This window comes from Natronorubrum bangense (genome assembly GCF_004799645.1).
Classification (GTDB): domain Archaea; phylum Halobacteriota; class Halobacteria; order Halobacteriales; family Natrialbaceae; genus Natronorubrum; species Natronorubrum bangense.
Map to the genome: position 1 here is coordinate 81,719 of NZ_CP031308.1, position 15,434 is coordinate 97,152.

Below are 15,434 nucleotides of genomic sequence, written 5' to 3' on the forward strand. Positions count from 1 at the left end.
CGGCAACAGATTCTTCAGAGCAGGGAAGACCATCTGCGCACTCAGCACTGATCGAGGTGAACTGAGGCTGTTTGATACTCGTTTGGAGCCATGCGAGCGTTTATACGCTAGAAGACCTAAGATTAGATTGACCAATGAGTCTTGATGAGGCGGTTGACGAAGCGCTCGCGACGTACAATATGTCGCGCAGCGAAGAGGCCGAAGAAACGGGCCGAACAGTCGCCACACTCCAAGACTAACGACACTCCTTAGTCGAGGTTCCGAATCTTTTCAGCGAACTCTGTTTTCGATAGCCCTGGCGTTTCCTTCAAGTCTGGATACCCTGCGCGTTCGACGGCCTCTTCGACGAACTCGATCCAGAGGTCTTCATGCTGCTCCGCATAGACGATTTTCGCCTCACTCGGGTACATATCTAGCTCGTATGCGGTCAAGTCGATTTCGACAGCGTGTTTCCGCTCAAGTGTTCTCGCGCCGAAGCGGTACAGGTGCTTGAAGAGGACGTTCTTCCGTCGAATGGTCAACAGCCGCTTCGACTCGTTAATGTACTCATTAACCCACTCCCGCCAGTCGTACGTCTCTGGATCGACTTCTATAGACGTTTGCGGCATGGAGAAGTTCGGATTCAGACGCCGGAGGTAGAACTGGACCAGTGCGACAGCCGTCCGGTGGTTGGCGTTCGGAAGTGCGTGTTTCAGAATCAGGATCGAGGCAAGCCGCCCTGCAACGGCTGTTGCTGATCCCTCCCACGACGTCCGATCGAGTACGTCCGGCAGCGCGTTGACGTCGATCTTCTTGTACGCCTCGACAGGAACACCTTCTTCCTCCTCGTTCTGAGCGATGAGGGCGCGGTAGATCTCGAGCAGCCGAACGACGATGGTGCTGTTGTCCTCGCTCATCTTCGCGAGTGACTCATTCAGGTTGAAATCGATTTCACGAACGGGCCCACCGCCGACGCGGGACGTATAGATGACGTAGAATTCTTCGTCGATATCGTATGCTTGGACCTTCACTGCGACGTCGTCATCGTAACCGACGATCTGCGAGACGATTTCAACAGGATCCGGATGGACGAAGTCAAGAGAGAATTGCTTGTCACCGGGATGGTGGTAGTAGACGTGGCCCATCTGGTATGCTATACTCTTTCGTCAGTACTTATTAACCCAGTTTGTTGAACAGGGGGTTTATTTATAAAGCGTTGTGCTGGCGATTGTGTTCTGCGTGATTTCGGAGGCACATTCTCCTCAATCTATTCGCAACCAGACAATAATGGGGAGAGTTACTGATCTATGCTCATATTCATGTAGCCGCCTTTGACGACTTCCTCGAAGGGATCTCCACGAACCAGGGATTCAGCGTCCGACACATCTTCGAGTACTATCTCAGAGACGAACCGTGTCTCTGACGCCCAGTTGGGTGTCCCTGGCTCAGGAACGTGAACGAGCCGAATCACATACGAGCGATCTTCTCGGAGGAATGCCTTGCAGCGACGGTATTCGTTGGTCGTTAGTCGGAAGTGGAACGGTGGGGTTCGGCCGCCGACTGCTTTCACCTCCACGGGAGCGAACTGGTCGATACCGAATTCTCGACGTGGACCTGACAATGGACCGAACGGGTCGATCACGTCGAATCCGGGGCCCTGTTCAAGCGTGACGTTACAGAGCTTGACCAATGGGTGGTCCCGAAGCCGCCCATCTTCAAGGTGATCACGCCAGTCGACGATAGATTCCCGCGTTAACCCACCGCCCGACAATAGCGGCAGTAGTTCCTGTTCCCAGACTCGGTCGAGGTGCCAGATATGATTCCCGTTCTGCTGATCGTCATGCAGCGCACGGAACGTCGAGCGAATCGTCCGAATCATTCCGATGGGTTGGTCGTCAAGCCAGGCTGCAGCATCATCCAGTATCGCGACGAGCGTCGCAGCCTCGCCTTGCTGACCGCGACCACGATACTGCGTACTACCGCCACCGCCGCCACTCCCGGTCGTCCGCGTCGAGGCGCTTTGCACCTCGAACCCTGCATCGAGAAGGCTCTCGGTTGAGAATTGCTGTCCATTCATGGCCGCAGACTGGAGGTCAGCAAGTGCGCCGTCCTGGTGGTCAGCAGCGGAGACCGTCGCTTCATCTTCCGGTAACTCTCCCTCAAGGATATACCGTCGCAGCATTGTCTCCAGATTCGCTGTTTCGTTCGCGATAGCTCCGGAAAGTCCCTCGAGGAAGGGGGTGACGACCTGCGACCGGAACCGATCTTCGGGTGAATAGTAGAATAACAGCTCGCCGTCTGCGTCCTCATTCTGTAATCGGTCAGGGAGCCGGTCCACCCACTGAACGTTTGACTCCGTCGATAAGGCGCGAAGCCGCGACCGCCACACATCGACGTCGTTGAGATCCGTCGTCTCCGTCCGATCCCAGACGTTCATCACAGCGAGCACACGGACGTAGGCGGACGGAACTGACTGTGGGAAACACGCTGTTGCGTCGAGCGCTCTCGCGTTCTTCGCCAGCCAGTCAATCACGTCCGATTTGCGGCCAATTTCGGACTCCAAGATTATCTCCCGCCACGGTCGCCGATCCTCGCCAAAGAGCCGATCGAGAACGAATCTAAGCTCGTGAGGAAGAGTCTCCCGAACGTCGCGAACGAACGTTCCCTGGGGCGATGTCCCATCTAGAGTAGTGGCTTCATCGCCGCACAAGGCCCGCTTGAAGTCTTGGACAGCGATGTCCTCCTCGCGCTCGATTGCTTCAACGACTTCGTCGACGGTTGGACCGACTGCGCCGTCAAAGCGCTCAACCAGGGTGACAATAGCGTCAAGCCGTTGCCGGAGGTCTCGACGCCGTCTCGTACCCAGTATCCGTGCGACGTCGTCGACGGGGAAGGTTCGCCGCTGCCAACGCTTCGTGAGCTCTGCCGGAGAGAGATCATCGTCAAGTGCCTCTCGGAACGTCGCGATCGTCGTCGGTTGTTCGGCAAGGAGCGAGACAGCGTTTGCGAGCCCGTCGAGGGTGAGCCCGTCGTCGAAGGCTGCTGAATTGAATACGAAGGCTTCTTCACCGTCTCGAGGTGCGTAGAGGCCCGATTTCGGGGCGTCAAGATCGTCCTCGATCACCTCGGGGAACTGTTCAGCCACTCGAAGTTCTGCGATTGCGGCGTCTAAATCATCTGCAAACTCGCGGATACGGTCCTCACTCCGCTGTTCGAGTGATGCAACGAGGAGCACCGTCCGATCACGGAGCGCCGAACGGAATTCGGCGACTGACTCGTCCGTGAATGTCAGCTCGTCCGCTTCGAAGATTGGCTTCGACGCGTCGACCCGAGCAATCCCGAGAGCGTTGGTGAGCCGGGTAAACGGCCCTGACGCAGTTCGGGGGAGGAGCCAGTGACCGCCTTGTTCGACGGCACGGCGTTCCCACGGCTTCGGTGACTGATCCTCGTAGTAGCGACCCTTGTCGGCGTTCTCTGCCAGCCACTCTAGCGACGCGACTTGCCACTCACCGCTACGCTTAATCGGGAGGTGAGACAGAAACGGCATGTCGACGTCCTCCGCTGCTGGGTCCTCTGCAGGCAGCTGACGTAGAATCGGTTCCAGGAGCGCCGTATAGGCCGCGTTCCAATCATTATCCCGGTCGTCAGGGATATCGAGAGCGACCGGTTCCTCGCGTGGGCCGTCGACGGCGAGGACTTCGAGGAGCCGGTGCAGGTGCCACGCAGCTTCAGTTGCATCGAACGAACCGACTGGTTTCACTCCCAGCTTTCGGAGGAGTTCTTCAGAGAGATCAAGATCATCAGGATCGATGTGCGGGAAGAGTCGTGAGGCCCGGGCACCACGCGACCCTGTCTTTACGACTGTGTAGGCAAATCGGGTAGCGTCATCTCCCCAGCGGTCTTGGAGTTCTGGATTCACTGTTACAGTCGTGTCCCAGACTGCCATCTGGCGAAGCTGCCAGTTCAGGAGTGTCGGAACTGATTTCGACCATCCGTAGCCGTCACGCTGATGACCATGCGAGCAGGTCCATCCCGTCTCAAGTATCGACTTGGTGAACTGGCCTTCGTACCGGTGAAGGAGTTCGAGGAGATTCTCTTCGCCGAGCTGTTGAACTGCGTCTAGGTCGTCGAACCAGATCCACGTTGCGAGGAAGACGTCTCTGAGGACGCCATCTGTCTTGACGTTACATTTGTTCGAGTGCTCGGCAGTCGTCTGCGGATGTCTTCCCGGCGCCGTGATCCACTGTTGATAGACATTTCCTGCGTCTGCTAGAGAACGCTGGAGTGCGCCAGCACTCTCCGGGACGCTGTCACCCGCCAGAAAGTCGTCTGCAGACCACTTGACGGGATCCCAAGATGCGTCGCCTCGTGTTCGTGGATGCCCGGATCCATACATCCACACCGTCCGGATATCGGGAAGTACCGAGACACCGAACAATGAGAGTGTTTTCGCGATTCGCTCGTGAGCGTCGTCAGTCTCAAGCGCACCGGCAATAGGAACCCACGCCTCTTCAGTCGGTGCTGGCCATGTCGTACTTGCATCCCCATCGAACGTGTCCCAGTCTTCAGTCGCATCCTCTCCGTGGGCTAGTGCCCGGATACGCTGCCAATCATCGTCGAGTATCGTTTTCCGGATGGTATGGGTGCCTCCCTCTCGCGGGAGGGTGAGGCGATTATTCCGGAGATTCAGGCGTCGGCGGAGGTTTTGACGCTGGTCACCATCTGATCGTGCAACCGCAGATTTCACGTATTCAGTCGGAACAAACGAACCTTCGTCTGTCTGAAGGTCCGTCGACTCGCTCCCGAGTTTGTTGATCTGTTTCGCGAGAAAGTAGAAGTCCAGCGCCTTCACACGCGCCGAGTCGTCCATCGCGAATGTATCTAAGAGTTCGCGGAAGTAGCTCGGCGTGCCATCGTAGACACGGACTCCCCACGGTCGACCAGCGAGGTCCAGAACGCGACGGGCCCGTTCGTTCTGTTCGACCTCTCGATCCAAGAAGTAGACACGGAAACTCGACTTCTCACGCGGTACTTCAGGTGGTTGGGTATCTCGTTCCGGTGAGTTAACGTCCCAGATGACTGACCGTGTGCGGCTCGTCCCACGCTCGTTCGGATTTGGCCCCGATCGTGCCTCGATGGGAACGAGGAGGGTACTATCCGCCGCATCACTCTCAGAGCGTGTTTCTTCGGCGTCGTCACCGACTACCCCGTTTTCGCTCGTGCGACGGCAGGGGAGGAGGTATACTCCCTCCAGGTGCGAGGAGAGCATGTCGAGCGTTGCTGACAGCTCATCGTCGTTCGAGCCAGAGCGGAGTATCGTCTCGATAGTACCGACAAATAGTGCCCGAGCAGTACTAGAGTCACAGACGAGATGTGACGTATCCTGACCGACCATTTGCCGGTCGAGATGGCTGCCAAGGATAGTCCCCCATGAACGGGCAATCTCGGTTGAGAACTGTTCTGCATCGTCAACCCAGAGGAGCGCCTCGATTCTCTCCTCCCATGTAGCCGGGACGGAACGACAACCTTCGAGTGTTTTCTTCGTCGGGAAGTGACGGTCAATGACAGCGTCGGAAACTGATTCACCAAGCGAGTCGGTCACCTCGAACAGTGCGAGGAAGCCATCGCGCACGGTTCCGTCCCAGTGCAGAAGCGACTCACCGGGTACAACATGTGTCGATATCCCGTCCTCATCGCTAACTGTGGGAACGCACGGCCGCTCACGGAGCTCCTCATAGACTGCGGCACGGAACCATGTGAGTAAACTCGCCTGTGAACTCGGGTCGTCCGGGTAGCTCTTCGGTGGTGGCGGGAGGAGGATCCACGGATAGCGGTCGCCAAAGTTGCTCCCGCCAGCTGCCTCGGCAACTCGAGCTACGAGCTCCACTCCTCGTTCGAGGACTGCCTGATTCTCATCGAGGCTGTTGAGACTGAGATCCTTCCGATTTGTCTCGACCGTGAAGTGCCCATGGAGACAGAACGGGAGTGAAACGTCCCGTGTATTCTCGATCGGATAGTAGAGGTACAGTGGATATTCCTGTGGCCGCTCTCGTTCGGTTCTCGTCTGCGGAACGAGCAACTGCGTGGGTGCGTCGGCGTCAGCAAACCCGAACTGGTCAAACTGCTCGTCCGCGAACGATGCGTCCGTTCCCTCGACAGCCACCGTAACTGTCTCATGACGCACTGTCTCGCTATCGAGTGGCCCAGGGGTACGGTCGACATCCCACCGCTCCCGGCTTGGTTGCTCCGTGCCGTCGACGCGTTCGATCAGCAATGACTCGATCCCGCCAAACTGGATGAGCGTCTCGGGTGTCAGCGTTTCACTCGTCGCGCCTTCACCGTCAGCCTCCTTCGAGAGATACGACCAGAGCCGTTCAGCCCGACCAGCACTACCTCTGTCGGACGATTCAGGCAGTGGAATATCGAACTCCTCGAGGAGGTCTCGCCACTCCGTGTCCTCGTACTCAACGAAAACAGCCGTGCGGAAGGGGTCACCGTACCATTCGTCGACATCGCCAGTGAGGAGCGCCGATGCCCGGTCGGCAACGGGATCGTCTGCCCCAGAAGCTGTTGTTAGGGGAACCGGAAAATCAAATAGCGGGAGCTTGCCGATGTCCTCCCGAGCGTCTTTGGTCAGATTCTCGGTTCGCTGATTGGCATTCGGAGCTGTGGTGAGTGACTGGATCGCTTCGTTCGAGACAGCGCCACGAAGATCGAACCCAGATGTATCGTATCCTAACGACGAGAGCAACGCAGCAGTGACGTACGACCGACTGAGCCTGACGCGAAGCGTTTCGTTTGTAGCACTCTCGTGGCGCGTCCAGATCTCGAATGCATCCCCAGTAGCGAGTATTGACTTCAGGCCAACCCCCTTGTGTCCGATTTCTTGGTCGCTGTTCCCCTTCGAGGATTCGCCAATCATCGTGACGGCATCCTCGACATCTGGGTCGAACATATCGAAGGGGTGGCCAGTGTTCGCGACGAGAACGCCTTCGTCGTACACTCCAACGTAGACGCGGCCACCATCGGTTTCCCCAGGAATTGCGTCACGAGCGTTCTGGAGGAGTTCAAGGATTTCTCGCCCTTCGTGACCACCTGCGATTGCTCGCTCTGCGTTCCCACTTTTCACTTTATCTCGGAGGCGTTCAGAAACTGTGCCTGAAGACGACGCCGCAGAAAAGTCATCGAGGAAATGGTCCCAACGATCGCTCCACCGCTCGAAGAGTTCCGCTTCCGAAAGGTGGTCCACGACCGCTGATTGACTTGCCATGCTATCGACAGATGCGTAAATCGTTAATAAATGCCATGGAGACGTTACCGATAATCGTGAAGTGAGGGTTTTGATCCTCTACCGATGGCTGGTTACCCGGGTTCAACAGCTGTGAACTCCGTCAGATCCAACTCCCATGTTTCGGCGAGTTCCTGGAGAATCTCTGTTCAATCTCCACCTGAAGATGTGTTCTCATCGGAGTCACCAACAACTCTGACAGCCAAGTCTTCCCGCAACCATGCTGATCGAATTTTCCTCTGAGAGCTGCGTGTTACAACTCTTACAGTGAACTTCGTCGGTTACACCAGCACCGATCGCGTACGGTGCACGAACAGTGTCAGTTCGAGCACTATCTCCTACTGTGAATTCGATTTCCCCACGTTCGTATGTCACAAGCGTAAAGGCAGAAGGTTTGGTATTCACGTCTATCGCGTGTCGGCGATAAATCTCCCGCTGCTTCTGAGCATATCCTTGTTCCTTTTTTTGTAGGAGTTCCTCCAGCTCAGTTTCGAGGTCTTCTTTCTCGGTTTTGAGTTCACGCCGCTTCTCAAGTGCCTCTACACGTTGTTGCTGAGAGTCTGCGTCGTCGACGGCCGTGGATAAGTTCTGAAGACGGTTCGAGAGAGCATCTATCTCGCTGCGATGGTCGTTAATTCGCTGTTCCTGAAGCTGCCGGTACTCTTCAAATTCTGAATCAGCAGCACGAGATGCCGACTGACGAATTTCGTCGATCTCCTCCTGAACTCCTTCTACAGCGGCTTTCTGTCCGGTAGCGATTGCGTTTGCCAGCATATCCGGAGCAATCGTCACGTCGCTCTGGTCACTCCCTACAGTTACATCGTTACGCCAGGCTGATTTTGGGCTGAAAAACTCGTCGACAAGTATCTCTGTAACACCAGGGAGCTGATCCTTCGACTCAACGTCGATCGTCACGGCTTCCAAGAATTGGGTCTGGTACTCGCTGACCGTCTCGACGTCAATGCGTACGAACACGCAGATGGCTGTTCGGTCATAGTACGGACTGAACGCCGCGTCTACGACTTCTACATCGCTCTCTACAATCCACGGCGGATATCGATAGTCGCCATCTATCATCGAGTCCATCAGGGCGAGTTGCCCGATAGAGGCCATCGCTGCCGCTTCATCGAGCAGCTGTTGTGTAAATTCGCTCTCCGGTGTCAGCACGCAAACAGAGTCCTCTTCCTCGTCTCGTTTTTCACTGTCTAGGGCAATTTCGAACTCGCGGCCGTCGCTAAAATCGACGTCTACGTGGGTGGGTAATCGCACCTGCCATCGGTTTCCGTTCTCACGGACGGCCGCACCGAGATCGTTCAGATACTCCCGAGTGAAGGCCTCCAATGCGGATTGTGTCACCGCGTGAGTCACGTCAGTCATCGTCTGCCCCCAGGTCGAAGCTCTCGAAGACGCCGCTGTTGAATTCCTCGACCTTCTGTGAGAGGTCCTGTTGTTCCTCAAGGTCGATCGCCATCGAGTCGAAGTCGTTCTCGAGATCAATCTCGGAGTCGGCGTTGGTTAGCCGCTCGAAGATTTCGTCTTCGAAGCTTCGCCCGGAGTCCTCGAGCCGGGTGAGAATCGTGCTCAGCTCGCCGACCGTCTGCTGGAAGAGATCGATCTTGTGGTAGAGACGATCCAAAACGTACTCTTCGATTGTATCTTTCAACCCCATATTGAAGACGTACACCTCGCGTTTCTGGCCGATTCGATGAATCCGTCCGATCCGTTGCTCGACCTTCATCGGATTCCACGGTAGATCGTAGTTCACCATGATATTGCAAAACTGGAGGTTGCGACCCTCGTTCATCGCGTCAGTGGACACGAGGACGCCACCCTCTTCCCGAAACTGGTCCACAATGTCTTCCTTTTCCTGGCTCGAGTGCCCGCCGTGGAACGCGTGAGTCGTGTACCCCTGCTCGTCCAGCACTTGGAGGACCTGACGCTGGGTCGGCCGGAACTGAGTAAACACGATAACGCGACCCATATCGACGTTCTCACGGACTTCTTCAACGATATCGAACAGTCGCTCCTGCTTCGTGACCGTGTCAATCGCGTCGATCTTGTCCAGGATGGTTTCGAGTTCGTCCCGGTGCGTTAGCTCGTTCTGTTCGTCGAGCATTTTGAGAATCGTTTGTTCGAGTGCGGCTGGACTACTGACAACCTCCTTCTGGAGCAGCATCAACACCAACTTCTGGCCGCTGTCCTGGCTGTACGCACCACGCACGTACTTCGTTACCTCATCATAGAGTTCCTTCTCCGCCTCGCTCGGTTCGAAGGTTCGCGTGTCGATGACACGGTCTGTGAAGTCAATGTCTGTGTCCTCACGGCGATTCCGAATCATCACTTGACCCAACCGCCGCTGTAACTCGTCTCGGTTCACCAGCGTCTCCTGATTGCTGTTTATGAAGTACTGATGGAACGTGTCCCGACTGCCGAACAAGCCGGGGCGGAGCAAGGAGACGATGTTGTAGAGGTCGGTAAGCTCGTTCTGGATGGGAGTCGCTGTGAGGAAGAACGCGTAATCGTAGGTGAGTTTCTCGATGAGTTCGTAGCGATCGGTCTCCTCGTTTTTTACGTAGTGGGCTTCGTCCATGACGAGGACGTCCCAGTCTCGGGCGAGGACCATGGCCCGGTGTCGGTCGCTCTTCGCGGTGTCGATGCTGGCGATGATCCGATTATGTGCGTCGAATCCCTGGAACTCGTCGTCGTAGTTGCAGACGAACTCGAGACCGAACTTCTCGAGGAGTTCCCCTTGCCACTGTTTGGCCAGCTGCGCCGGGGTGAGGATCAGCACCGAATCGTCAGTCTCGCGGTAGTGCATCTCCTTCAGAATCATGCCCACCTCGATCGTCTTCCCGAGGCCGACTTCGTCCGCGAGGAGCGCCTTCCCATCCATCTCGAAGAGAGCTCGGTGGGCTGCATCGACTTGGTGTTCGAGGAGTTTGACCTCCTCTTCGTCGACGTGCGTGAGCGATCGTAATTCGGTGTCCGGCTGCCCCGCAAGAAGGCGATTCGCCACCACGGTCTGCCGGTGGAAGGGAAAATCGGAAATTCCCGAGGAATAGGAGTCGACAAGATCGTCCGGGTCATCGTGCGTGACCTCGATGTCGACGAGGTCCTGCTCTTCCATGGTTTTACGAAACAGGTAGGTCAACAAATAGGTTGTGTAGAAGAAGTACACCCTGCGGAGTAATCTGCGAAGTGTAGTGGATTTATGAGACTTCGATGGATTGGGAAGACATATCCACAATGTCTAAGGAAACGAATCACTCTGCTGAGCGAAGTGAACGGAAGGAACTTCCGATTGAACGGGGCTTTCCGATTGAGCGAATTAACGAGATCGCCGAAAAAGAATCGCGGGCGAAGCAATGGTATAGGCCGGTATATACGATGCATAAGTGGTGGGCACGGCGACTCGGCTGTGTTTTCCGCTCCATTCTTCTCTATTCTTTGTTAGATGACCCCGAGAAGGTTGAGGTTCGAGAACCGGGCGAGAACGGCTCACTAAGCGACTATGGTGAGGGACATAGCGAAGTCCGTGAGTTGATTGATAACGTGGAGATGGTAGATCCAGAGAGCCTGTGGGAACTTTATCCGAAAGATGTTCGTGTGCAGGATAAGAGAATCCTTGACCCATTTATGGGGGGCGGAACTTCGATTGTTGAAGCCACCCGTTTTGGAGCCGAGTCAATTGGTTCTGATCTCAATCCGGTTGCGTGGTTTATCACCAAAAAAGAACTTGACGCTGGACAAACAGATGTTGATGAGGTTCAGTCGGCATATGAAGATGTAAAAGAGGATGTCGCAGACGAGATTAGATCTTATTATCGTACTGAATGTCCTAACGATTCTTCTCACGATGCAGATGTAATGTATAATTTTTGGGTGAAGGAGCTTGACTGCACGGCCTGCGGTAGCTCAGTCCCATTGTTGAAGGATTACCGTGTCGGGAAAGCACGGTACGCAGATGGTACAAAGTATGACGTGTTCTGTCCTAGTTGTGATTCAATAATTCGTGCGGATGATTGGCAATCTGAAACAACTTGTGAGGAGTGCGGCTACACCTATAACCCGAGTGAAGGGAATATCGGGCGTGGGAACTATTCGTGTCAAGATTGTGGTCAAAAGTATAAGATAATTGATGCCGTCAAGGAACAAGCCGGGGCAAATAAATCGCTCTTTGCGGTCGAGTACTACTGTTCCACTTGTAAGGAGAATGGTTTACCGAAAGAGAAGGTGAAGGGATACAAGCCAGCGGGGAAGAGGGAAAAAGATCTTTACGACAAGGCAAGTGCAGAGCTTGAAAATTCGACTGAACTAGAAAAATATATTCCTGACACTGAGATCCCCGTCGGGATTATGACTGATAGTACTGCGTTTGAGGGAAGTATCGGTGGGGGTCATAACCTACTTGCTCACGGTTATTCCGAGTGGCGTGACCTGTATAATGACCGGCAGTTGTTACTGTTGGCCAAGTTATTGAAGGCGATTGATGATATTGAAGATCAAAATGCTAAGGAGTTCCTCTTACTCGCCTTTAGCGACTCTCTGAGCTACAATACGATGTTGACACGGTATCAATACGGATACAACAAGATCGTACATATGTTTAGCACGAACTCATTTGACGTCCCTCAGGAACCTCTTGAGAATAACGTGTGGGGTGCTGAGCAAGGCGCAGGTTCATTCAGCGCTATGTTCGATATGATTGAGAGAGCGGTAGAATACGCCAACAACCCAACAGAGCGGTATCTACAGAATGGAGACACAGTTGAGACACCCCCATTCGCCACTCCTATCGGACAAAATTCAAAAATTGAACAGGCCGATGCAAGAAAAATGGATTACGATTCGGAGTTTGATGCAGTAATCACGGATCCACCGTACTATGATAATGTCATCTACTCCGAAATTTCGAATTACTACTATGCGTGGCTTCGATTAATCCTAGAAGACGAATATGAGATGTTTCAACCTGAACAAACACCGGGAGCCGAAAGTATTGTGGCAAATCCCGCACAAGGAAAGGGTACGGCTGAATTTGAAGACGATCTACGCGAAGCATTTGGAGCAATAAGTGACGCCTTGGTAGATGATGGGGTCTTAGCATTCACATATCATCATAGTGACTCTGAATCTTGGGGTGAGTTACTTGAGGTTCTATGTGATGTTGGATTTGAAATCACAGCAACGTATCCAATCAACGCCGATCTACAGAAACACGGCACGAAGATAGGAGCAGGAGACTCAGTTGCGTTTGATATAGTAGTCGTTGGTAGACCAATCGAGGAACGTGGTTCGATTAGTTGGAACTCCCTTCGGCGCGATATCTATCGGACTGCCCAACGAACACAACGCCGATTAGAAGATAGCGACCGAGAACTTTCTAGAGGAGATATTGGCGTGATTGAGATGGGGGAATGTTTCAGGGAGTATTCAAAATATCACGGTAAGGTTCGAAGAGCGGGTGAAATAATGTCTGCAAAAGAAGTAGTGGATGAGATATACGGAATAATCCAACAAGGAAGTGATATTGGTGTAATCGATGTTTTCCTTGATCTTCTTGAAACTCCCGACGCCACCTACAACGACTTGAACAAATTGACGCGGGGAACGAATGCCAGCTCCGAACAGATGAAAGATATGAATCTATACCGTAGAGAGAACGGGAAATTTATTCTCGGAACATGGGGTGACGAGAAGCGTATGGCCTACATCCAAGAGCGGATGAATGGCGACGACGAAGCCCTGAACGCCCTTGATAAGGCCCAATTCCTACGCTACCACTACGAACAAGGCAAGTCAACACAGAATTACCTCTCCAAATGGGACGTCGATGACGAACTTCGCGAACTCTGTGAAGGCCTTGCTGATGCGACTGGGGACGACACCTATCGGCGCATCCTTGGGGCCGATTCTTCGCTTGAGGACTTCTCATAATACTATTTTTTCTAAAAGTCCTTTCCTGCAGATCTCCTGCCGCGCACCAACATAGAAGTATCCGCCGTCTCCAAACGAAGACGGAACGCTTGATTGCGCTGGGGTGAGCGCAAGTTCCGGCCGAAATCACATCACGGTTTGGGGCACCACACCGCCCGAATGTGACGCTGTCCGGTAAATAAAAAACGAGCGAAATCGAGATGCCACCTGCCGGATTTAGATCGGAATCACTCGATCTTCAGACATATTCATGGGTATTTCTTGAATTCTATCATTCTAACCGGAGATACGTCCAGAGTGGAATCTGGATGATCGGCTTCGAGTCGTCTGTATTGACGGTGATTCCTTCATCCAGCGCCGACCGCGCATTTGAAACTACTATTCCGAATGCTGGCTCGCCGTCAAACGTCGCCTTCCCATCATCACTGAGCTCACCCCCGTACTCGTCTTGCTGTACGTATGCTCGTCTCTGCTTGGTGAAGGTGTCCGTCACAGGGCTGTACATCTGCTCATCGACTCTGTCCCGTTCGCTCTCGTAGGCATCGCTCTTGAGGAACTCCCGTAAAGCATCGAAATCAGGCGTATATCGACTCATCTGGAGTTCATCCAGAGCCCGGTTGTGAGACCACAGTATCGGAACGGGTGTACCGCGTATTTTGGGCACGAAGTCGACTGCACCCTTTGATCCCACCCAGAACTTGACTACTCCACGCTTCGGATCGTGGGGATGGTTGAGTTCGTTCGACAGCCGGACCGTGTGATCGAACGCGACCGCCTTCGCCAGCGCCTCGTCTAGGCCGGGCTCACGCCGGAGGACGTCATTGAGATCGTTCCGACAGAACGCATTCGTGATTCCTGGATCGCGCAGGTAAAATCGGAGTTTCCGCGGTCGCTGATTGTCGTACTCCTGAGCCGCCGAAAGCAAGTGGAGTCTCGAGAGTGCACTGAGATACTTATCGCGGAGGGTTCGGCGATCGACATTGAGAACGTCGGTTAGCTCGTCGAAGCGTACATCCCCGGTCGGGTGTTCGTGAGCGGTGAGGGCACAAAACCGCTCCAAGCCGAGTGCGTCCTTTACCCCTCCAAGATTCGTCGTAGCATGAAGGAGGTCGTTTCTGAAGCCCATGAGTAGCTCTCGCTGATGGGATTCGAAATCGACATCGTCTCGTCCACGGATTATGTCGACAAACTGCTCCTCGTCAATCGAGACGTCGTCTCCGGCGATCCGGAGCGTCAGCATTCCCCCGCTCGTGCAGTAATTCGCGATCTCCCGCCGGACCGTCGATGAGTCTGTAATGGCGTCACCGTTCTGGGCTTCAATTTCGGCTACGAATCGGTCAGCGTCCCCCGTTTCGACAGCCTCTCGCAACGCCTTTCGAACTGCGCTCTCATCGAATCGTTCAGTTGATGGTGCGAGTTCAATATCCCGGTATCGCATCTTGAGAAAATCGGAGAAGCCCATTGGATACAACATACGTGTCTCACCGAACGGTCCTCCGTTCACATCTGCAACGCCAGTTTCCTCAAATCGTTCCCGTACGGCGCTCCTCGAAAGCGCCGTGAACACGATTCGGCGTTCATCGTGCTCGGCAATCACGTCTGTAAGAAGGCGTTCCCAGCGACCGACGTCTTGATTTCCACGTTTATTCGGGCGTTCAATCGTATGGAGATCATCTAACAGTATGTAGTGCGGCGACGACCGAGGGCGCCGCAGGACGTGCGTCTCGAAGTGATCCACGGCTGCTCGGAGCTGGTCTTCCGGCTGAAGTTGGAATACCGGATCATCTCGAAGCGGAATGTACAGAACGTTCGATGGGGGTACGAGGTGGTCTTGAGCCTGTTCACGCCTGTCTGCATCTCGAACGAACTTCTCTACGAAATCCGGATCAATATGCGCAGAGACTAGTTGCTTGAGGAGGGCGCTTTTCCCAGCCCCGTCAGGCCCGGTTATGGGCACCAATCGCCGTCGCTGTTGATGCAGGTCGTCGTATGTCTGGTAAAAGATGTTCTGAAGCGATGAATATTCCCCGGTTAGGCTTGCCTCTCGACCGCGCTCCCACCACGGGTTGTATTCCTCAAGTCGCTGAATGAGGGTGTGCCCAGAAGTGAATGGTTCCGAGTCGAATGCCATAGGATCCGTCTCAATCCCACGGTTAATCTACATAGGTATGTTTCTTTGTATTTCGCTAGCTCACGTTCTCCCGTCTATACATGTCGTTTTATGGTACCC

The 15,434-nt window shown here is 54.3% G+C and carries 6 protein-coding genes; 1 reads left to right on the forward strand and 5 read right to left on the reverse strand.

The features are described from left to right. Positions 1-248: 248 nt before the first annotated feature. The 4 genes from DV706_RS20655 to DV706_RS20670 form a co-directional block, all read right to left on the reverse strand. The gene (locus DV706_RS20655; RefSeq protein ID WP_006065897.1) at positions 249-1,124 is read right to left on the reverse strand and encodes a hypothetical protein; all 876 of its coding nucleotides are present in this window, start codon (positions 1,122-1,124) and stop codon (positions 249-251) included. A gap of 152 nt (positions 1,125-1,276) precedes the next feature. Beyond that, on the reverse strand, positions 1,277-7,249 hold the full coding sequence (locus tag DV706_RS20660; protein WP_006065898.1) for a sacsin N-terminal ATP-binding-like domain-containing protein: 5,973 nt from the start codon (positions 7,247-7,249) through the stop codon (positions 1,277-1,279). Between the two features lie 201 nt (positions 7,250-7,450). Continuing rightward, the gene (locus DV706_RS20665) at positions 7,451-8,644 is read right to left on the reverse strand and encodes a hypothetical protein (protein WP_006065899.1); all 1,194 of its coding nucleotides are present in this window, start codon (positions 8,642-8,644) and stop codon (positions 7,451-7,453) included. Beyond that, positions 8,637-10,394 (reverse strand): DEAD/DEAH box helicase, encoded by a 1,758-nt coding sequence (locus DV706_RS20670; RefSeq protein ID WP_006065900.1) that lies wholly within the window; start codon positions 10,392-10,394, stop codon positions 8,637-8,639. The genes DV706_RS20665 and DV706_RS20670 overlap by 8 nt, the downstream gene beginning before the upstream one ends. A 119-nt stretch (positions 10,395-10,513) precedes the next feature. Here DV706_RS20670 and DV706_RS20675 point away from each other — a divergent pair, with 119 nt between their 5' ends. Next, on the forward strand, positions 10,514-13,204 hold the full coding sequence (locus tag DV706_RS20675; RefSeq protein WP_049889761.1) for a DUF1156 domain-containing protein: 2,691 nt from the start codon (positions 10,514-10,516) through the stop codon (positions 13,202-13,204). Positions 13,205-13,475: 271 nt separating this feature from the next. Here DV706_RS20675 and DV706_RS20680 read toward each other — a convergent pair whose 3' ends face one another. Next, on the reverse strand, positions 13,476-15,335 hold the full coding sequence (locus DV706_RS20680; RefSeq protein WP_049889762.1) for a DUF4143 domain-containing protein: 1,860 nt from the start codon (positions 15,333-15,335) through the stop codon (positions 13,476-13,478). Positions 15,336-15,434: the final 99 nt, after the last annotated feature.

Coding starts and splice junctions, on each gene's coding strand:
- DV706_RS20660 (WP_006065898.1), bottom strand. CDS start 7,249: ATGGCAAGTCAATCAGCGGTCGTGGACCACCTTTCGGAAGCGGAACTC.
- DV706_RS20655 (WP_006065897.1), bottom strand. CDS start 1,124: ATGGGCCACGTCTACTACCACCATCCCGGTGACAAGCAATTCTCTCTT.
- DV706_RS20665 (WP_006065899.1), bottom strand. CDS start 8,644: ATGACTGACGTGACTCACGCGGTGACACAATCCGCATTGGAGGCCTTC.
- DV706_RS20670 (WP_006065900.1), bottom strand. CDS start 10,394: ATGGAAGAGCAGGACCTCGTCGACATCGAGGTCACGCACGATGACCCG.
- DV706_RS20675 (WP_049889761.1), top strand. CDS start 10,514: ATGTCTAAGGAAACGAATCACTCTGCTGAGCGAAGTGAACGGAAGGAA.
- DV706_RS20680 (WP_049889762.1), bottom strand. CDS start 15,335: ATGGCATTCGACTCGGAACCATTCACTTCTGGGCACACCCTCATTCAG.